Here is a 19,314-nt window from a genome sequence, read left to right as displayed (position 1 = left end):
TCATCGTCCGTAAGGGGGCATGCCGTTGCCCCGCTGGGCGATGACGTCTCGGAGTACCTCGTTGGTACCACCGCCGAAACGCATCAGCGGCGCGAACCGGTAAAGCTTCTCGAACCGCCCGCCAGCCGGGGCTTCGGGATTTCGGTGTGCCAGTATGCCTTCGGCACCCAGCAGGTCGATGCCCAAATCGGCGATCCGCTGCCGCAGTTCGCTGCTGAACACCTTTTCTACGCTCACTTCGACGGTGGGGATCACCCCGTCGGACAACAGCGAGGAAGCCTCGTAGCCCATCAGTCCGGCCACCTCGACGTCGGCCTCGGCTTGGGCCAGCCGGCGCCGGAACCCCGCGTTGTCGATCGGGACGGTGCCGTCGCGCCGTGGCATGCGCGCCAGCACCTGCAACTCGTCGAGCGCGCGACGCAGGTCGCCGGCGTTGGTCAGCGCGCCCCGCTCGAGGTCAAGAGCGCCGGTGATATAGGACCAGCCGCGGTTCTCCTCGCCGATGAGGTTGGTCACCGGCACCCGCACGTCGTCGAAGAACACTTCGTTGGTGCGGTAGCCCGACCAGGCGATCAACGGGCGGATCCGGACGCCGGGGCTGTCGACGGGGACGACGATCACCGAGATACCCCGGTGCCGCTGGGCCTGCGGATCGGTCCGCACACACAACCATTCGTGGGTGGACCGCTGGGCCCCGCTGTTCCAGATCTTGGAGCCGTTGATCACCCACTCGTCGCCGTCGCGCACCGCCTTGGTCCGCAGCGAGGCCAGGTCGGTACCCGCGTCGGGCTCCGAATAGCCCAGGGCACAGGTCATCTCGCCACGGGCGATGAGCGGGAGGAATTCGCGCTTGTTCTGCTCGGAGCCGTGCCGCATGATCATCGGCGCGATCGAGGTGACGGTCAGATCGGGGCCGGGTGCGCCCCAGTACTCGAACTCGGTCATCAGCAGGTGCAGGTACACCGGACCGAGCCCAAGGCCGCCGTACTCCGCCGGCCAGTTCAGGCCGAACCAGCCCTTGGCGCCGAGCTTGGCACGGAACGCGGCAACCTCCCCGCCGGGGTGTTCCAGATTGTGTTCGGCGATCTCGGCGCGCAGGGCATCAGTGACGTTCTCGCGCAGGAACTCCCGAACCTCGTCCAACCAGGCGCGCTGTTCGGCGTCAAGGTCGAAATCCACAAGTGAGCACCCTAGTCGAATAGTTAGTCCATCAACCCAATATTGGTGCGCTTCGGGGTGTCACATTCCAACCCGCCGAGCCGAAGAGGCCCCGCGACTGAACTACCCACCCCGGGCATCTGAGCAACGAATTCCATCGCTGGATTACGTGTGTGAAAACAATTCCGCAGATTTCACTCGAATCTGCCACTGAAACCGTAGTCTCGCGTCGGTTGCTTTCACGTCCCACGCAGGAGATGCCATGAGTAAAGGCGAACTGACCCTCGAGCCGAGTGCGCCCGTGCCGTCCAATTCCGTCGAGAGCAAAGGACTCAAGGGCGGCGCGCTGGGACTGTTGTCCAGCATTGTCGTCGGCATGGCCTCGACCGCCCCGGCCTACTCGCTGGCGGCGACGCTGGGTCTGATCGTCGCCAGTGGTGGCTCGCTGCTGGCGGGTGAGAAGGCTCCGGCCATCGTGCTCATCGCCTTCATCCCGATGTACATGATCGCCGTCGCCTATCAGGAGCTGAACAAGGCCGAACCGGACTGCGGCACCACGTTCACCTGGGCTTCGCGGGCATTCGGGCCGCTGGTCGGCTGGCTGGGCGGCTGGGGAATCATCGCCGCGGACGTCATCGTGATGGCCAACCTGGCTCAGATCGCCGGGTCCTACTCGTTCACGTTCGTCGGTGAATTGGGTTGGACGTCGGCGGCCACGCTGGCCAGCAGCACCTTGTGGTCGACGGTGGCCGGCGTCATCTGGATCGTCGTGATGACCTACATCTGTTATCGCGGCATCGAAGTGTCGGCGCGAATCCAGTACGGACTGCTCGGTATCGAGCTGGTCGTGCTGGTGGTGTTCTCGATCGTCGCGCTGGTCAAGGTCTACACCCACCAGGCCGAGGGCTATTCGCTGCTGCCGTCGCTGTCCTGGTTCTGGCCTGGCGGGCTGGATTTCGGCACCGTCATCGCGCCTGCCATCCTCACCGCGATCTTCATCTACTGGGGCTGGGACACCGCCGTTGCTTGCAACGAGGAGTCCGAGGACCCCGGCACCACCCCGGGCCGTGCCGCCGTCATCTCGACGTTCCTGCTGCTGGCCACCTACGCACTGGTCAGCGTCTCGGCAATCGCCTTCGCCGGCACCGGAACCGAAGGCATCGGCCTTGGCAACCCGGATAACGCCGCGGACGCCTTTGCTGCGATCGGGCCGGCCTTGTTCGGCGACAGCGTCCTGGGCAAGATCGGCCTGCTGTTGCTGGCCGCGTCGATCCTGACCTCGGCGTCGGCTTCCACTCAGACGACGATCCTGCCGACCGCGCGGACGACGCTGTCGATGGGGGTCTACAAGGCGCTGCCCGGATCGTTCGCCAAGATCCACCGCACCTACCTGACCCCCACCACCTCGACCATCGTGATGGGCGCTGTGTCGATCGTGTTCTACGTCCTGTTCACCCTGATCAGCTCGAACCTGTTGTCGGCGCTGATCGGTTCGGTGGGCCTGATGATCGCGTTCTACTACGGCCTGACCGGCTTCGCGTGCGCGTGGTTCTACCGCAAGGACCTCACCAAGAACCTGCGCGACTTCATGATGCGGGGAGTGGTGCCGCTACTGGGCGGCGTGATCCTGCTGGTCGTGTTCGCCTACGGACTGGTCCAGTACGCCAAGCCGGACTGGCTGACCGACGCGGACGGCAACAACGTCACGATCTTCGGCTTCGGCGCGGTCGCGGTGGTCGGCATCGGAGCACTGGTGCTCGGCGTGATTCTGATGGTGGTGTATTGGCTGGCCGCACCGGACTTCTTCCGCGGCCGCACGCTGTCGCGGCGCTCGAGCCGCGACCTGGTTCTGCAACCGGCCACCGCGGTGGAGGCGCATTTCGGTCTGCCCGACTCGGGAGACATGCCGACGGTGATCGCACCGGACCTGTCGAACCTGCCGCCGGGAGAGACGGCGCTCGACCCTCTGACCGGCGAGGAGTTCACCAAGGGCCCGCAAGCGTGACCGTGGTGGTGCACTACCGGAGCGGGCGCGGATAGTGCACCACCACCGCCGCACCGTCCGAACGTGGGTCCGACGCCGCCGTCATGAGCCCGGAAGCATCGACGAACACCACATTGGCCTGCCCGAGCGACTCGGTGTGTGCCGGCACTTCCACCGGGGTGAAACCAGCCCGGCGGATCGAGGCGAGTGCGGTGGTCGACAGGTCGGCCTCGACCGTGACGGCATCTGCGCCGCCGCCGATCTGGTTGCCGACAATGGCGCGCGGGGCGGCGACCGCATCGATCGCACTCGCGCCGCCGAGCGCGCGCAAGAGGATCTGACCCAGGATCTGCGGCTGGCCCTGACCGCCCATCGTCGACAGCACGTGACCAACTCGCTCGTGCCGCAACGTCATTGCCGGCATCAACGTGTGCGCCGGCCGCTTGCGTGGCGCGATCACGTTGGGTGACGCCGCGTTCAACGAGAATCCACAACCTCGGTTGTGGAAGAGGACACCGGTGACAGGGTCGATAAGCCCGGAGCCGAAGGCGTAGTAGACGCTCTGGATCAGAGATACCGCGTATCCCTCGCCGTCGGCCGCCGCGATGCCGACGGTGTCGCCGTGCGCGGTTCGGTCCGGCGTGGCTCGCGGTTGCACCGGCCGGCCGACCGGCGTGGCCGCGATGTCGACGACGGCGGACCGTGGGTCGGCGAGGCGGCTGTCGCGAATCTCGTTGCCGCGCTGAAAGACTCCGAGCAGTTGTCCGAGCCCCTTGCCGAGAGGGTCATCGATGGCGCGCTCGTGCAGCACGCCGAGCGCGTAGGGCAGTAGGAAGCCCTGGCTGTTGGGTGGGCTGGTCAGCAGCGTGAGGTCGCCGAATTCGGCACGCAACGGGGCCTGCACCTCGGGGTGGAATTCAGCGAAATCCCGCAGACTCAACACCGATCCGCGCGAGCGCAGATAGGTCACCGCCCGCTCGGCCAGATCGCCGGCGTAGAACGCATCAGGTCCCGCGGCTCGAAGAGTCGCGAAGGTGTCGGCCAGGGCCGGCTGCCGGAACATGTCACCGACGCCCAGGGGAACCGACCCCGGGCGGAACACCCGATCGAAGTCCTCGGTGCCGATGAGATCGTCGTTCTCGGCATCGTTGAGGTGATGGGCCAGCGACGGCGATACCGCAACGCCGTCCCGCGCCAGCAATTCGGCGTCGCGCAGAGTCGCACTCCACGATATTCGGGAACCGAAGCGGCGCATCGCTTCCCATCCCCTGATCCCGCCGGGGACGGTGACAGTGGCGGCGCCACGAGGTGGCAACGAGTCGCCATGCTGGGCAGCAAGACCGGCCGCGTCCACCGCGGCACCGGCCCAGCCGGAGGCGTTGACACACCGCACCGCACCGTCGGGTGTCCGGATCAACGCGAAGAGGTCGCCACCGAGCGCGACGTTGTGCGGATAGACCACGGTGAGCACCGCGGCGGCGGCGATCGCGGCGTCAATGGCGTTGCCGCCATCCCGGAGCACGCGCGTCCCGGCCTCGGTAGCCAGGACGTGCGGGGTGGCCAGCGCCGCGACAGTCGCAGGATGCGCCACTTACCGCAGCTTGAAAATCGTCCGGTGCCAATCTTTTTCGGCGACGCCGGTGATATCGCTCATCACATGCTTGATGGTCAGGTACTCCTCGAAGGAGTAGTCGCTCATGTCCTTGCCGAATCCGGACGCGCCGACACCGCCGTGCGGCATCTCACTGATGATCGGGATGTGGTCGTTGATCCACACGCAGCCGGCGTTGATCTCCCGCGAGGCGCGCTGGGCGCGGTAGACGTCCCGGGTCCACGCCGAGGCGGCTAGCCCGTAGTCGGTGTCGTTGGCCTGACGCAGGGCATCGTCGTCGCCGTCATGGGCGCGCACGGTCAGCACCGGACCGAAGATCTCGTCGCGGTACACCTCGCAGGACTCGGCGACGTCGGCGATCAGCGTGGGCAGGTAGAAGGAGCCCGGCAGGTCCGGCGCGGCACCACCGGTGACCACCCGACCGCCCTGGCCCGGTGCGCGGGCCACCATCGCGGCGACCTTGTCCCGGTGGGCCGCCGAGATCAGCGGGCCCAGGTCGGTGTCGGGATCCTGCGGATCGCCGACAACCATTTTGGCCATCAGATCGGCCACTCCGGCGACGAAGTCGTCGTACAGATTGCGGGCGACGATCGCACGGGTCGCTGCGGTGCAGTCCTGCCCGGAGTTGATCAGCGACCCCGCCACCGCGCCGTGAATCGCGGCGTCGAGGTCGGCGTCGTCGAACACCACGAACGGCGCCTTGCCACCCAGCTCGAGCTGGGTGCGATGGCCGTGCGCGGCAGCGGCCAGCATGACCCTGCGGCCGACGGCGGTGGATCCGGTGAACGTCACGACATCGACGTCGCGGTGCCCGGCCAGGGCCGTTCCGACATCGGCTCCCGCGCCGGTGATGACATTGAGCACCCCGTCGGGCAGACCCGCCTCGGTAGCCAGCCGGGCCAGCGTCAGCGTGGTCAGCGGGGTCAGCTCGGCGGGCTTGATCACCACCGAACAGCCCGCGGCCAGCGCCGGCAACACTTTCCACACCGCCATCTGCAACGGGTAGTTCCACGGCGTGATCGTCGCGACCACGCCGACGGCCTCGCGCCGAATAGACGAGGTGTGATCCCTGGAGTACTCCCCGGTGGCCTTGCCCTCCAGGTGCCGAGCCGCTCCGGCGAAGAACGCAATATTGTCGATGCTGCCCGGCACGTCGAACTCTCCTGCCAGCCGCACCGGCTTGCCGGTCTGACTGACCTCTTCGGCAACGATCTCCTCGGCGTGAGCCTCGACCAGCTCGGCAAGCTTGGCCAGGACGGTGGCCCGCTCGACGGGAGCGGCCCGCGACCAGCCGCGCAAGGCGGCACGGGCCGAGGCCACCGCGGTGTCGACGTCGGCGGGTTGGGCCAGCGCCAGCTCCGCGACGACAGTGCCGTCGGCCGGGTTGACCACCTGGTGCAGGCTGCCGCCGGTCACTACCGGGGCGCCATCGATCCAGCTACTGGGCATAATGCGGGTCTTGTCAGAAGCGAGAGTTGTCACCGCCCCACGGTAACCGACCCCCTCAGCGACTGCTACGCATTACCGCAGTATGAGTAGGCAAAGACCACCAATTTCATCGATCTGGTTGCCTAAAACAACGGATTCCGTGCACAATCATGGGCATGCGTGACTCGGGTGTACCGGCCACTCGGTTTCCCGTCCGCGCCGTTGCGGCGGGTGGAAACGGGCCTGTCCAACTGGACGAGATGTCCAAGGCCATTATCGAGAAATTGCAGCAAGACGGGCGGCGTTCCTACGCCGCAATCGGTAAATCCGTCGGGCTGTCGGAGGCGGCGGTGCGCCAGCGAGTGCAGCGTCTGGTCGACTCCGGGGTCATGCAGATCGTCGCGGTGACCGATCCATTGCAGCTGGGGTTCACCCGGCAGGCAATGATCGGCATCCGCTGCACGGGCGACACCACCAAGGTCGCCGACAAGCTCGCGCAGATCGAGGCGGTGGACTACGTGGTGCTCACCGCGGGCACCTTCGACGCCATCGCCGAGGTCGTCTGCGAGGACGACGCCGAACTGCTCGAGCTGCTCAACACCGAGATCCGTGCCGTGCCGGGAGTGACCTCCACCGAGACACTCGTCTATCTGAAACTAGTTAAGCAACAATACAATTGGGGTACCCGATGACAACGACCGCCAGCCAGAACCTGACCGCCGAACTCGGCGCCAAGGCAGACCGGCACCTGTGGGGCCATTTCGCCCGCCACGGCGCCGGCATCACACCGCCGATCATCACCCGCGGCGACGGCGTCCACATCTGGGACAGCAACGGCAAGCGCTACATCGACGGCCTGTCGGGCCTGTTCGTGGTCCAGGTCGGCCACGGCCGGGAAGAGATCGCCGAAGCCGCCAAGAAGCAGGCCGAGACGCTTGGGTTCTTCCCGCTGTGGTCGTATGCCACCCCGCCCGCCATCGAGCTGGCTGAGCGGCTGGCCAATTACGCGCCCGGCGATCTGAACCGGGTGTTCTTCACCACCGGCGGCGGCGATGCCGTCGAATCGGCGTGGAAGCTGGCCAAGCAGTACTACAAGCTGACCGGCAGACCGGGCAAGTACAAGGTGATCTCGCGAAGCATCGCCTACCACGGCACGCCGCACGGCGCGCTGGCCATCACCGGCCTGCCGACCTTCAAGGCGCCCTTCGAGCCGATCACGCCGGGCGGCTTCCGGGTACCGAACACGAACTTCTACCGCGCCCCCGAAGGCCACGACACCGACATCAAGGAGTTCGGGCAGTGGGCGGCGAACCGGATCGCCGAGGCCATCGAGATGGAGGGTCCTGACTCGGTGGCAGCGGTATTCCTCGAGCCGGTGCAGAACGCCGGCGGGTGCTTCCCCCCGCCGCCCGGCTACTTCGAGCGAGTCCGGGAGATCTGCGACGAATACGACGTACTGCTGGTCTCCGACGAGACGATCTGCGCGTTCGGCCGCATCGGTTCGATGTTCGCCTGCAACGACTTCAACTACGTGCCGGACATCATCACTTGCGCCAAGGGCCTGACCTCCGGGTACGCCCCACTGGGCGCGATGATCGCCTCCGACCGGCTGTTCGAGCCGTTCAACGACGGCCAGACGACCTACGCGCACGGCTACACGTGGGGCGGACACCCCGTCTCGGCGGCGGTCGCGCTGGCCAACCTCGACGTGTTCGAGCGCGAAGGTCTCAATGACCACGTCAAGATGACGGCGCCGGCGTTCCGCGCCACCCTGGAGAAACTGCTCGACCTGCCGATCGTCGGTGATGTTCGCGGTGAGGGCTTCTTCTACGGCATCGAGTTGGTGAAGGACAAGGCCACCAAGGCGATCCTCGACGACGAGCTGTCCGAGTGGCTGCTGCGCAGCTTCCTGTCCGTCGAGTTGTTCGAGGCCGGCCTGTACTGCCGGGCCGACGACCGCGGCGACTCGGTGGTGCAGCTCGCCCCGCCGCTGATCAGCGACCAGGCCGTCTTCGACGAGATCGAGCAGATCCTGCGCCGGGTGTTCACCCAGGCCTGGGATCACCTGCAGACCCGTGGCGACGCCTGGCATTAAGCCTCCGGTCGACCCCGTGCGGTGGCAGCCGCCGCCTTGCGATGCGCTGCCCCCGCCGGATCTCACCGGACCCCTTCGCATCGTCGACATCGCAGGCCACGCCCCCGAGGACGTCGTCGTCGACGCCGATGGTGCGATCTGGACCGGCACCGACGACGGCGCGATCGTGCGGATCCGCCCCGGCTCCGCGCCCGAGACGGCGGCCAATACCGGCGGGCGGCCGCTGGGTTTAGCTGTCAGCCGTGACGGGCGGCTGCTGATCTGTGACAGCCACCGCGGGCTGCTGAGGCTGGATCCGGGCACCGGAGCGATCGAAACGCTGGTGAGCGAGGTGGCCGGGCGACCGCTGACGTTCTGCAGCAATGTCGTCGAATCATCGGACGGCACAATCTATTTCACCGAGTCGACGTCCCGTTTCCATTACGAGTACTACAAGGGCTCGGTCCTGGAGGCTCGGGCCAGTGGGTCGCTGTTCCGCCGGGACGTCGACGGCACCGTGACGACGCTGGCGACCGGGTTGCGGTTCGCCAATGGGGTGGCGCTGACCGCCGACGAGTCGGCTCTGATGGTCGCCGAGACCACCGCATGCCGGATTTCGCGGTATCCGCTCACCGGCTCCGGGGTGGGCGAACCGGTGCCGCTGATCGAGCACCTGCCCGGCTATCCGGACAACATCTCGACCGCACCCGACGGCCACATCTGGGTGGCGTTGGTCAGCGAGCGCAATGCGGTCGGCGAATGGCTGGCCCCGCGCGCCCCGGCGCTGCGCCGGTTGCTGTGGCGGCTGCCGTATCGCTGGATGCCCAATCCCAAGCCAGTGGTGTGGGCGATCGCCATCGACCTCGACGGCCGGGTCACCACGCAGCTGCGCACCACCGATCCGCGGTTCGCATTGGCCACTGGCCTGGTGGAACACGACGGCACACTGTGGCTTGGCTGCATCGGGTCGTCCGCCGTCGCATGTCTCGATTTGTAACAACTACCACTCCAGTCACAGCGCGGCTCCACTATTTCAGGGCCCCAATCCCCTACTCTGCGACTCGATGGCGAGGGAGAAACTATTCACGCGGTGTGCTGCCGCACTGGCCGCGGCGCTGTGCGTCGTCGGCACGCCGGCGACCGCGTGGGCCGAACCGGCTGGTGCACCGGACCCCAATACCTGCCCATACCGGGTGACCACCCCGCCGGCGGTCGACTCCTCTGAGGTGCCCCAGGCCGGCGATCCACCACAGCCGCTTCCCGTCCCCGCTAAGCCGGTGGGCGGTGACGCACTCTCGGGCTGCGGGGTGATCGTCGCGGCGGGTACACCCGCAGTTCCCGACGACATCTCGGCCGAGTCGTGGCTGGTCGCCGACCTGGACACCGGCGACATCATCGCCGCACGCGATCCGCATGCCCGGCACCGCCCCGCCAGCATCATCAAGGTCCTCGTCGCGATGCAGGCCATCAACGAGCTGCCGCTGAACAAGATCGTCGAGGGCACTCAGGACGACGCCAACGCCGAGGGCACCCGAGTCGGCGTCGACGTGGGCGGCCACTACACCGTCAACGATCTGCTGCACGGCCTGCTGATGCACTCGGGCAACGACGCCGCCCACGCGCTGGCCGCGCAAGTCGGTGGCATGGACACCGCCCTGCAGAAGATCAACGGGCTGGCCCGCAAGCTCGGCGGACAGGACACCCGTGCGGCGACGCCGTCCGGGCTCGATGGGCCGGGCATGAGCACGTCGGCCTACGACATCGGGCTGTTCTACCGGTATGCCTGGGAGAACCCGACTTTCGCCAGCATCGTCGCCACCGGAAAATATGACTTCCCCGGGCACCCCGCCAAGCCGGGCGAAGACGGCGACCATCCCGGCTACGAGCTGGAGAACGACAACCAGCTGCTCTACAACTATCCCGGCGCACTCGGCGGCAAGACCGGCTACACCGACGACGCCGGGCAGACGTTCGTCGGCGCCGCCAACCGCGACGGCCGCCGATTGGTCGCGGTGCTGATGCGCGGTACCCGCCAACCGATTCCGCCATGGCAGCAGGCAGCCCACTTGCTCGACTACGGCTTCTCGACACCACCGGGCACCAAGATCGGCGACCTGATCGACCCCGATCCGTCGCTCAAGGCACCCAAGCCGGATCCGGAGAGCGCAGTCAGCGCCAAGGCCTCAGCGGTGCTGCCCGAGGCAGACGCCGTGCCGGTGCGGGTGGGTGTGGGTGTGATCGGCACGCTGATTGTGTTCGGCCTGATCATGATGGCGCGCTCGATCAACCGCCGGCCCGTACGAGGTCGGTAGCTACTCGCGGCCGCGGCGCCAGACCCGCGAAAGCCCAAGCGCTCCAACCGCACCCACCGCCATCGCGGCGGCCGTCTGCCGTGCACTCAACCCCTCGTCCGGGCCAACCCGCGGTGTGATGACCGCCGGGACGGGCGGTGCGACCGGCTCGGGACGCAAGTTGTCGCGCGATGTCGCCGCCCACGCGGTGGCGAACAGCACCAGCCGGGCGGTGATATAGGCGAAAACCATCAGACCCAGCACCGGCCCGAACGTCGCACCCGCAGGGCCATGGACCACCGAGCGCAAGTAGACCGAGCCGACCATTTTGAAGATCTCGAAGGCCGCCGCGGCCAGCACGCCCGCCCGCACACTGCTGCGGAAGCTGAGCGACTCGCGCGGCAACCGGGCGATTATCCAGCTGAACAGCAGCCACGACACGACGAAGGACATCAGGATCGATATCACCCGCAGGCCGCCGTTCAGCCCCGGAACATGATGCACGCCAACCCATTCCAGCACCCTCGACATCACTGAAGGGTCGCCCAACGCCGTCAGCGCGATCGTCACGGTGATGGCGACGAAAACCGACAGCAGCGCCAGCAGGTCCGACAGCTTGGTCCGCACGAAGCCAGGCGGCTCGCCGCGCTGCTCACCCCACATCTGGCTGAGCGCCTCGCGCAGGTTCGAGATCCAGCCCAGTCCGGCCCAGGCCGCGGTGGCCAGACCGATGACGCCGACGGAGGTGCGCGATTGGATCGCCGACTCCATCAGTTTGACCAACTGGGTCCCGAAGTCGCCGGAGACGGTCGCGGTGATGCGGGCCTCGACTTCGCGCAGTAGCTCGGGCTGGCTGGCGAGGATGAAACCGCCGGCCGCGAAACCCACCATCAGCAAGGGGAACAACGCGAAGATCGTGAAGTAGGTGATGCCCGCGGCGAAGAAATCACCCCTGGTGTCCTGGTAGCGCCCCTGGGCGCGCATCACGTGATCGAACCAGTGATAGCGGGCCCGCAACCGGTCCACGCGGCTCGGCTTCTCGGCCGGTTCTGACATTGCCCAGCCTCCCGCACCGTCTACGGACTTGTCGGCAGAAACCCTAGCCGCTCGTATACCCGTCCGATGGTCTTGGCAGACACCTCGCGTGCGCGTGCCGCGCCGTTGGCCAGGATCGCCTGCAGCTCGGCCGGATCGGCCAACAGTTCGCCGACGCGTTGCTGTAGCGGCGTGACGAAGGCGACGACGGCGTCGGCGGTGTCCTTCTTCAGGTCGCCATAGCCGCGGCCCTGATAGCCGGCCACGAGGGTCTCGATATCCGTGCCCGTCACCGCGGACTGGATCGACAGCAGATTCGACACTCCCGGCTTGGCATCGACGTCGAAGCGGATCTCTCGTTCGCTGTCGGTGACGGCTGAGCGGATCTTCTTGGCCGTCACGTTCGGGTCGTCGAGCAGGCTGATGAGACCGGCTTCGGTGGCCGCCGACTTGCTCATCTTGGCGGTCGGGTCCTGCAGGTCGTAAATCTTGGCGGTGGCCTTCCCGATCATCGGCTCGGGTATGACGAAGGTGTCGGGGAAGCGAGCATTGAACCGTTGTGCGACGTCTCGGGCCAGCTCCAGATGCTGGCGCTGATCCTCGCCCACCGGAACCAGGTCGGTGTCGTAGATCAGCACGTCGGCTGCCATCAGTACCGGATAGGTGAACAGCCCGACCGTCGTGGCGTCGGCGCCCTGTTTCTGCGACTTGTCCTTGAACTGCGTCATCCGCGAAGCCTGGCCGAACCCGGTGAAGCAGCCCAAAGCCCACGCCAGCTGGGTGTGGGCGGGCACGTGGCTTTGCACGAAGATCGTCGCGCGGTCCGGGTCGATACCCAGGGCGAGGTACTGGGCGGCCGTCACCAGAGTGCGATGACGCAGGGTGGCCGGGTCCTGCGGCACGGTGATCGCGTGCAGGTCCACGACGCAGAAGAACGCGTCGTAGTCGTCCTGCAGACCGACCCACTGCTTGATCGCGCCGAGCGCATTGCCCAGATGGAGCGAATCAGAAGTCGGTTGGACGCCGGAAAAGACGACGCGACGGGATGAGCTGTTCATGGTCTGTCAATCCTGTCATGGGCCGTTTCAGCGCTAACATCCTGCTTCGTGCGACGAATACTGGCGCTCGTCGCCGCGGTGACGTTGATTTCCATGCTGGCCGGCTGCCAGAGCGATTCCGGCGACGACAAGCGCCCGGCGTCGACCGCGGTGGTGATCGTCTCCGGCGGGGACGCCACCAGCCCGTTCACCGCCCCGGATCAGGCCTGCGCCACCGGCCTGGCCGCGGGCAACACCGACACCGCGCTGCGGGAGTTCCTGCTCGGCAAGGGCTACGCGGTCTACACCTCGCCGGCGATGGCCGGCCGCGGCCAGGTCACCGACCAGACCGGCTTCGGGCCGTTCGGGGTCTGCCCGGTCACCCTGCCGGAGAACATGACCGTGAACTCGCAGGGCAGCATCGACACCGCCGGGGAACATCTGGCGCGTTTCCTCAACTGGCTGCACACCGACAAGGGCGTCAACGAAGTCGACTTGGTGGGCCACTCGATGGGCGGGCTGTACTCGCGCGCGGCGATCCGGGTTCTGACGTCCACGAACTCGCCGGTGAAGGTGCGCTCGCTGACGACGCTGGGCACACCGTGGCAGGGCTCGTATCTGTCGGATTTCGCCAACGGCCTGGTTCCGCTGACGGACTGCCTGGGCGACAAGCTGTGCGAGACCGGGATGAAGGGTATGGCCGACGAAGTGAAGCGGCTGATGTCCGGCTCGGGGCGCGAGGTCAACCAGGGGTTCCTGATGGGCAAGGACGGCTGGAACGAATTCCAGTCCGGTGTGCTGGACAAGATCCCGGTCGTGCTGATCGGCGGCAAGAGGTTCACCGGAGCAAAAACCAGCAGCGACGGGCCGGTCAACCCCGCGGTGTGGCCCAACGACGGCTTGGTGGCGCTGCAGAGCGCGCTGGCCAAGAGCATCACCGATCCGGTGTTGCCGCACCGACGTTGCTACACCTTCGACGATACGCACAGCATCTATGTCTCCAATCTGGCTGGGCTGGACTGGAAAACGGCGCTCACGTGGGACCCTCAGGTGCTCGAAACCGTCCATCAGGCGATCGAGAACGCCCCCAAGGCGCTCGACGGCCCCAACCGGCAAGGCTGCCCGGCGGCCTAGGGCTGTCCCCTAATCGGTGGAACCAGAAACGGCCAACCAGCCGATCGACGGCCCGGTGGTGATCGCGAATGATGTGAGTCACACCGCAACGGAAAGGGCCATCATGATCAAGAACCGCCTCGCAGCTCTGCTCGCCGCTCCCGCCATCGCCGGCGCAGTCATCGGCGGCGCTGCCCTCGCGTTCGCCGGACCTGCCAGCGCCCAGAACAGCTACTCGTGGGACAGCGACCAGAGCACCAGCTCCGGCAACTTCAACGCCCCCACCACCTATGCCGACCCGGCCACCACGTACGTCCCGTGGGGCGCGTGGATCAACAACAGCTACTGAGCCGGCGCCCCGTCCCGGGTGTTCTTGACGACCACACCGTCTTTGACGATCGCAGCGATGCCAGTGTCGGGGTCGGCGAGCACACCGAGGTCTGCTGTCGGGTCACCGTTCACCAGCAGCACGTCGGCCCAGGCGCCGACGGTGATCTCACCGAGTCGAGCCGACTTGTAGGGATCGCGATCGCCAGACAGGCGGAGCAGGGCGGCATTACCCGAGGTCACCATCTTGAGCGCGTCGACGTTGCTGACGTATTCGCCGAGGCGAACCATCATTTCACTTTGCCGCCCAACATGTTCCGGTTCGAAGAGCAGATCGGTGCCCCAGGCGAGCTTGACTCCGTGCTTCGTCGCCCACTCGTAGACGTGCGGTGTGCCGCTGCAGATCTCCCGGTTCTTCTGCGCGCTGTCGGGGTTGAGGAAGCTGTGGTCGTGTTCGGCGAAGGGCTGGGTGGACAGCCATACCTCGCGCTCGGCGAGCATCGCGACGGTGGGCTCGTCGGCCAGGTGACCGTGCTCGATGGATTTCACGCCGGCCTCCACCGCGCGGTGGATGCCGGCGACGTTGTAGACATGAGTGGCGACGTAGGTGCCGTAGTCAGTCGCGGCCTGCACCGCGGCTGCCAGTTCCGGTGAGGTGAACTGGACCGTATAGAGCGGGTCGTATAGCGACGCCGCTCCGCCGCCGACCATCAGCTTGATCTGCGACGCACCGAGTTTGAGCTGTTCACGCACGGCTGCCAACACCCGGTCGACGCCATCGGCCACCCGCATGAAGCCGATGGTCTCGGCACGAGATTCGTTGCCACCCAGCGCAGTCGGAGTTTCGTAGACGAAGCCGAAATCGCCGTGGCCCGCGGTCTGCGAGATCGCTGCCTGGCTGGGGTAGATCCGCGGCCCGAGCGCGGGTTCGCCGTCGATCACCTTCTTGATGCCGACGGTGTCACCGGCCATGTCGCGCACGGTGGTGAACCCGCGCAGCAGCGTGCCCTTGGCCCGGGCCAACGTGGTGGCAGCCAGCTGGGTCTGGGAGGCCATCGCGAGGTCGAGCAGGGTGTTGGCCATACCGACCAGGTGGGCGTGGGCGTCGATCATCCCCGGCATCAGCACCCGGTCGGCCCCGTCGATGACGGTGGTGCCGGCGGGCTCCGCAATCGGCGAGGTCTCGATCGCGGTGATCGTGGCCCCGTCGATGAGGACGTGGCCGGGCACCAGGCGCCCCGAGAGGCCGTCGAAGACCCGGACGTTCTTGATCAGGAGACTCATGCGCTGAACTCCACGGTCACCGGGGCGTGATCAGACCAGCGCAACGCGTATGCGGCCGGTTTCTCGACGCGGGCAGCCACAGTCCGGGCAGCCAGGCTCTGGCTGGCCAGGTGGTAGTCGATACGCCAGCCGGCGTCATTGTCGAACGCCTTGCCCCGCCACGACCACCAGCTGTACGGGCCGGCCACGTCGGGATGCATGCGGCGCACGACATCGACCCAGCCCGAGTCCAGAAGATCGGTCAGCCACTGCCGCTCGCTGGGCAGGAAGCCGGCCTTCTTGACGTTGGCCTTCCAGGCCTTGATGTCGTTTTCGGTGTGGGCGATGTTCCAGTCGCCGCAGATCACCGCATCACGGCCGTCGGCCGCCAGTTCGGCCATCCGCTTGGCCAGCTCGGCGGTGAATCGTTCCTTCTCCAGCTGCCGGTCGGTACCCGCCTCCCCGGTGTGGACGTAGACGCTGGCGACCGTCTGGCCACCCGCCAGGTCGGCCTCAAGGTAGCGGCCGTGCGATTCGAATTCTGTTGCTGCCAAGCCGATTCGGATAGCGGCGAACGGTGTGCGGGATAGGATCGCCACCCCGCTGCGGCCCTTGAGGTGCGGGCTGGCCGATGCCAGATGCCAGCCGTCGGCGACGGCGGGAGCGAGTGCGTCGGCGATCTGTTCGTCGTCGGCGCGGGTCTCCTGCAGGCACACGACATCTGCCGTGGTCTGAGTCAGCCAGTCCAGCAGACCGAGGTTCTCCGGGGAGCGCTGGCGCACCGCGGCGCGCACGCCGTTGACGTTGATGGTGGTGACGATCACGGTAGAGAACCTATCGTGCGGTATTGCGGTACCGGCGGTATCACCTTTACGGTCGGGTTGTGGCGCTACGCGAACCGATTCATCTGGGGGCAGGCGAACCGATCCTCTTGCTGCACCCGTTCATGATGTCGTCCTATGTCTGGACTGATGTCGCAGCACAGCTGGCCGATACCGGCCGTTACGAGGTGTTCGCGCCGTCAATGGCCGGCCACAACGGCGGTCCACACACTCGATCGTGGTTCCTGGACACCAGCACCCTGGCCGATCACGTCGAACGGCAGCTCGACGACTTGGGCTGGGATACCGCACACATCGTGGGCAACTCGCTGGGTGGCTGGGTGGCCTTCGAACTGGAGCGACGCGGCCGGGCCAGAACGCTGACGGCGATCGCCCCCGCCGGCGGCTGGCACCGCTGGTCCCCGGTGAAATACGAGATCGTCGGCAAGTTCGTCGCCGGGCTACCGGTGTGGCTGACTGCCGTGCTGCTCGGCGAGCGAGCGCTGCGCCTGCCAGGGGCCAAAGCCGCCGCCAGTGTGCCGATCAGCGCCACCCCGGCCGGTCTGACCGAGGTGGCGCTGCAGGAGATCATCGATGACGTCACGCATTGCCGCGCCTACTACCAGCTGCTGATCAAGGCCCTGCTACTGCCGGGGCTGATGGAGCTGACCGAGACCCATGTCCCGACGCACCTGGTGGTCTGCGAACGCGACCGCGTGCTGCCGCACCCCCGGTTCACCAAGCACTTCCTCAAGCACATCCCCGAACTGGACAAGGTCACCCAGCTCGACGGCGTCGGCCATATCCCGATGTTCGAGGCGCCGGGGCGCGTCACGGACCTGATCGTGGCGTGGGTCGACGCGCACGTACCGCCGGTGCGCCAGGTCAACCCAGCCAGTTGACCAGGGCTAGCTGAGTGCGGAGTTGAACGTCTTGGAAGGCCGCATCACCGCATAGGTCTTCGCGGGGTCCGGGTAGTAGTAACCGCCGATATCGGCGGGCTTGCCCTGCACCTCGTTGAGTTCGGCAACGATCGTGGCCTCGTTCTCGGCCAGAGTCTTGGCCAGCGGCGCGAAATGCTGCGCCAGTTCCTTGTCCTCGGTCTGCTCGGCAAGTGCCTGCGCCCAATACAGCGCGAGGTAGAACTGGCTGCCCCGGTTGTCCAGCTCGCCGGCCTTGCGCGAGGGATTCTTGTTGGCGTCCAACAGTTCTCCGACCGCAGTGTCCAGCGTGGTCGCCAGCACCTTGGCTTTGGTGTTGCCGGTCTTGTTACCCAGATCCTCGAGGCTGGCACCGATCGCGAGGAATTCACCGAGCGAATCCCAGCGCAGATGGTTCTCCTCGACCAGCTGACTGACATGCTTGGGCGCCGAGCCACCGGCACCGGTCTCGTACATGCCACCGCCGGCCATCAACGGCACGATCGACAGCATCTTGGCGCTGGTACCCAACTCCAGGATCGGGAACAGGTCGGTGAGGTAGTCGCGCAGGATATTGCCGGTTGCCGAAATGGTGTCCTGGCCGCGGATCAACCGCTCGAGGGTGTACCGCATGGCCCACACCTGCGGGAGGATCGTGATCTCCAGGCCCTCGGTGTCGTGATCCTTGAGGTAGGTCTTCACCTTCTTGCGCAGCTCGTTCTCGTGCGGGCGCTCGTCATCGAGCCAGAACACCACCGGCATCCCGGACAGCCGGGCCCGGTTGACGGCCAGCTTGACCCAGTCGCGGATGGGGGCGTCCTTGACGATCGGCATCCGCCAGATGTCGCCGGCTTCGACGTTCTGGCTCAGCAGCACCTCGCCGGTGTCGTTGTCGACGATGTCGGCGACACCGTCCTCGGGGATTTCGAACGTCTTGTCGTGGCTGCCGTACTCCTCGGCCTTCTGCGCCATCAGCCCGACGTTGGGGACGGTGCCCATGGTGGTCGGGTCGAACTGCCCGTGGGTCTTACAAAAGTTGATGACTTCCTGGTACATCCGGGAGAACGTCGACTCCGGGTTGACGGCCTTAGTGTCCTTGGTGCGGCCGTCGGCGCCGTACATCTTGCCGCCGAGCCGGATCATCGCGGGCATCGACGCGTCGACGATGACATCGCTGGGCGAATGGAAGTTCGAGATGCCCTTGGCCGAGTCGACCATCGCCAGTTCCGGCCGATGCTCGTGGCATTTGTGCAGGTCTTCGATGATCTCTTCGCGCTGCGAGGCCGGCAGCGTCTCGATCTTGTCGTACAGGTCGGACAGCCCGTTGTTGACGTTGACGGCGAGCTCGTCGAACAGCTTGCCGTGCTTGGCGAACGCGTCCTTGTAGAAGACCTTCACTGCGTGGCCGAACACGATCGGGTGCGACACCTTCATCATGGTGGCCTTGACGTGCAGGGAGAACATGACGCCGGTCTTGTAGGCGTCCTCGATCTGCTCCTCGTAGAAGTCGATCAACGCCGTCTTGCTCATGTACATGCTGTCGATGACATCGCCGTTATCCAGCTTCACCTCGGGCTTGAGCACGATCGTCTTGCCGCTCGCGCCCTTGAGCTCCATCCGCACCTTGCGGTCCTTGTCGAGCGTCAAGGACTTCTCACCGTGGTAGAAGTCACCGGTCTTCATGGTCGCCACATGGGTGCGCGACGCCTGCGACCACTTGCCCATGCTGTGCGGATGCTTCTTGGCGTACTCCTTGACCGCCTTGGGCGCGCGACGATCCGAGTTACCTTCGCGCAGAACCGGATTGACCGCACTGCCGAGGATCTTGGAGTAGCGCTTCTTGAGCTCCCGCTCGTCGTCGGTCTTGGGATCGTCCGGATAGTCGGGCAGGTCGTAACCCTTGGCCTTCAGCTCTTTGACGGCAGCGACGAGCTGCGGCACCGAGGCGCTGATGTTGGGCAGCTTGATGATGTTGGCGCTCGGGTCCTGAGTCAGCGCGCCGAGCTCGGCCAGGTTGTCGGGCACCTTCTGCTCGTCGGTCAGCCGGTCGCTGAACTCGGCGAGGATGCGCGCGGCCACCGAGATGTCACTGGTCTTGACGTCGACGCCCGCGGGCTCGACGAAGGTGCGCAGGATCGGCAGAAAGGCGTACGTCGCCAGCAGCGGCGCCTCGTCGGTGAGCGTGTAGATGATGGACGGTTGCTCGGCGCTCATGTGCTGTTGTCTCCTGGGCGTTCAATTCAGGTGTTGT

15 protein-coding genes and 1 pseudogene are annotated in these 19,314 nt (G+C 66.4%); 8 read left to right on the top strand and 8 right to left on the bottom strand.

The window, feature by feature from the left end:
- Complete coding sequence (locus tag G6N38_RS17675) at nt 1-1,179, bottom strand: acyl-CoA dehydrogenase family protein (RefSeq protein ID WP_163749388.1); 1,179 nt, start codon at nt 1,177-1,179, stop codon at nt 1-3.
- A 241-nt stretch (nt 1,180-1,420) separates the two neighbouring features.
- Between G6N38_RS17675 and G6N38_RS17670 the strand changes: the two genes are divergently transcribed.
- Entirely contained in the window at nt 1,421-3,163 is a 1,743-nt protein-coding gene (locus tag G6N38_RS17670) for an APC family permease (protein WP_163749387.1), read from the top strand.
- Between the two features lie 13 nt (nt 3,164-3,176).
- Here the strand turns inward: G6N38_RS17670 and G6N38_RS17665 are convergent, their stop codons facing one another.
- A complete protein-coding gene (locus tag G6N38_RS17665) occupies nt 3,177-4,733 on the bottom strand; it encodes a gamma-glutamyltransferase family protein (RefSeq protein WP_163749386.1) in 1,557 nt (518 codons plus the stop codon).
- Nucleotides 4,734-6,203, bottom strand: a complete 1,470-nt coding sequence (locus G6N38_RS17660) for a gamma-aminobutyraldehyde dehydrogenase (protein WP_163752084.1) — start codon at nt 6,201-6,203, stop codon at nt 4,734-4,736.
- Nucleotides 6,204-6,358: 155 nt separating this feature from the next.
- On the opposite strand from G6N38_RS17660, the gene G6N38_RS17655 reads away from it, so the two are divergent.
- The 4 genes from G6N38_RS17655 to G6N38_RS17640 all read left to right on the top strand — a co-directional run bounded on the left by G6N38_RS17655 (nt 6,359) and on the right by G6N38_RS17640 (nt 10,568).
- Nucleotides 6,359-6,874, top strand: a complete 516-nt coding sequence (locus tag G6N38_RS17655) for an Lrp/AsnC family transcriptional regulator (RefSeq protein WP_407662761.1) — start codon at nt 6,359-6,361, stop codon at nt 6,872-6,874.
- Entirely contained in the window at nt 6,871-8,277 is a 1,407-nt protein-coding gene (locus G6N38_RS17650; RefSeq protein ID WP_163749385.1) for an aspartate aminotransferase family protein, read from the top strand. The genes G6N38_RS17655 and G6N38_RS17650 overlap by 4 nt, the downstream gene beginning before the upstream one ends.
- A 16-nt stretch (nt 8,278-8,293) precedes the next feature.
- Nucleotides 8,294-9,253 (top strand): SMP-30/gluconolactonase/LRE family protein, encoded by a 960-nt coding sequence (locus G6N38_RS17645; RefSeq protein ID WP_163749384.1) that lies wholly within the window; start codon nt 8,294-8,296, stop codon nt 9,251-9,253.
- Nucleotides 9,254-9,320: 67 nt separating this feature from the next.
- Nucleotides 9,321-10,568, top strand: coding sequence for a D-alanyl-D-alanine carboxypeptidase family protein (locus G6N38_RS17640; RefSeq protein WP_163749383.1), 1,248 nt, complete (start codon nt 9,321-9,323; stop codon nt 10,566-10,568).
- Here G6N38_RS17640 and yhjD read toward each other — a convergent pair whose 3' ends face one another.
- Nucleotides 10,569-11,603: an inner membrane protein YhjD gene (yhjD, locus tag G6N38_RS17635; RefSeq protein ID WP_163749382.1), complete on the bottom strand. Its 1,035-nt coding sequence runs from the start codon at nt 11,601-11,603 to the stop codon at nt 10,569-10,571. It lies immediately after the preceding gene.
- Nucleotides 11,604-11,623: 20 nt separating this feature from the next.
- Nucleotides 11,624-12,640: a tryptophan--tRNA ligase gene (gene trpS / locus G6N38_RS17630; protein WP_163749381.1), complete on the bottom strand. Its 1,017-nt coding sequence runs from the start codon at nt 12,638-12,640 to the stop codon at nt 11,624-11,626.
- A 48-nt stretch (nt 12,641-12,688) separates the two neighbouring features.
- Here trpS and G6N38_RS17625 point away from each other — a divergent pair, with 48 nt between their 5' ends.
- Both G6N38_RS17625 and G6N38_RS17620 read left to right on the top strand, forming a co-directional pair.
- Nucleotides 12,689-13,753 carry a PGAP1-like alpha/beta domain-containing protein gene (locus tag G6N38_RS17625; protein ID WP_322790534.1) on the top strand — a complete coding sequence of 355 codons (1,065 nt, stop codon included), beginning with the start codon at nt 12,689-12,691 and terminating at the stop codon, nt 13,751-13,753.
- 16 nt (nt 13,754-13,769) lie between these two features.
- Nucleotides 13,770-14,081, top strand: coding sequence for a hypothetical protein (locus G6N38_RS17620; RefSeq protein ID WP_220101368.1), 312 nt, complete (start codon nt 13,770-13,772; stop codon nt 14,079-14,081).
- Here the strand turns inward: G6N38_RS17620 and G6N38_RS17615 are convergent.
- Nucleotides 14,075-15,343: a metal-dependent hydrolase family protein gene (locus G6N38_RS17615; RefSeq protein ID WP_163749379.1), complete on the bottom strand. Its 1,269-nt coding sequence runs from the start codon at nt 15,341-15,343 to the stop codon at nt 14,075-14,077. The two genes, G6N38_RS17620 and G6N38_RS17615, sit on opposite strands and share 7 nt — an antisense overlap.
- Nucleotides 15,340-16,146, bottom strand: coding sequence for an exodeoxyribonuclease III (locus G6N38_RS17610; RefSeq protein ID WP_163749378.1), 807 nt, complete (start codon nt 16,144-16,146; stop codon nt 15,340-15,342). The genes G6N38_RS17615 and G6N38_RS17610 overlap by 4 nt, the downstream gene beginning before the upstream one ends.
- A gap of 15 nt (nt 16,147-16,161) precedes the next feature.
- On the opposite strand from G6N38_RS17610, the pseudogene G6N38_RS17605 reads away from it, so the two are divergent.
- Nucleotides 16,162-17,045, top strand: a pseudogene (locus tag G6N38_RS17605) (alpha/beta fold hydrolase).
- Between the two features lie 6 nt (nt 17,046-17,051).
- Here G6N38_RS17605 and G6N38_RS17600 read toward each other — a convergent pair.
- Complete coding sequence (locus G6N38_RS17600; RefSeq protein WP_163749376.1) at nt 17,052-19,277, bottom strand: NADP-dependent isocitrate dehydrogenase; 2,226 nt, start codon at nt 19,275-19,277, stop codon at nt 17,052-17,054.
- Between the last annotated feature and the right edge of the window lie 37 nt (nt 19,278-19,314).

The sequence above is a fragment of the Mycolicibacterium helvum genome, from assembly GCF_010731895.1.
Taxonomy (GTDB): domain Bacteria; phylum Actinomycetota; class Actinomycetes; order Mycobacteriales; family Mycobacteriaceae; genus Mycobacterium; species Mycobacterium helvum.
Note: the sequence above shows the minus strand (reverse complement) of the source record. Positions and strands in the feature narration are given on the sequence as shown.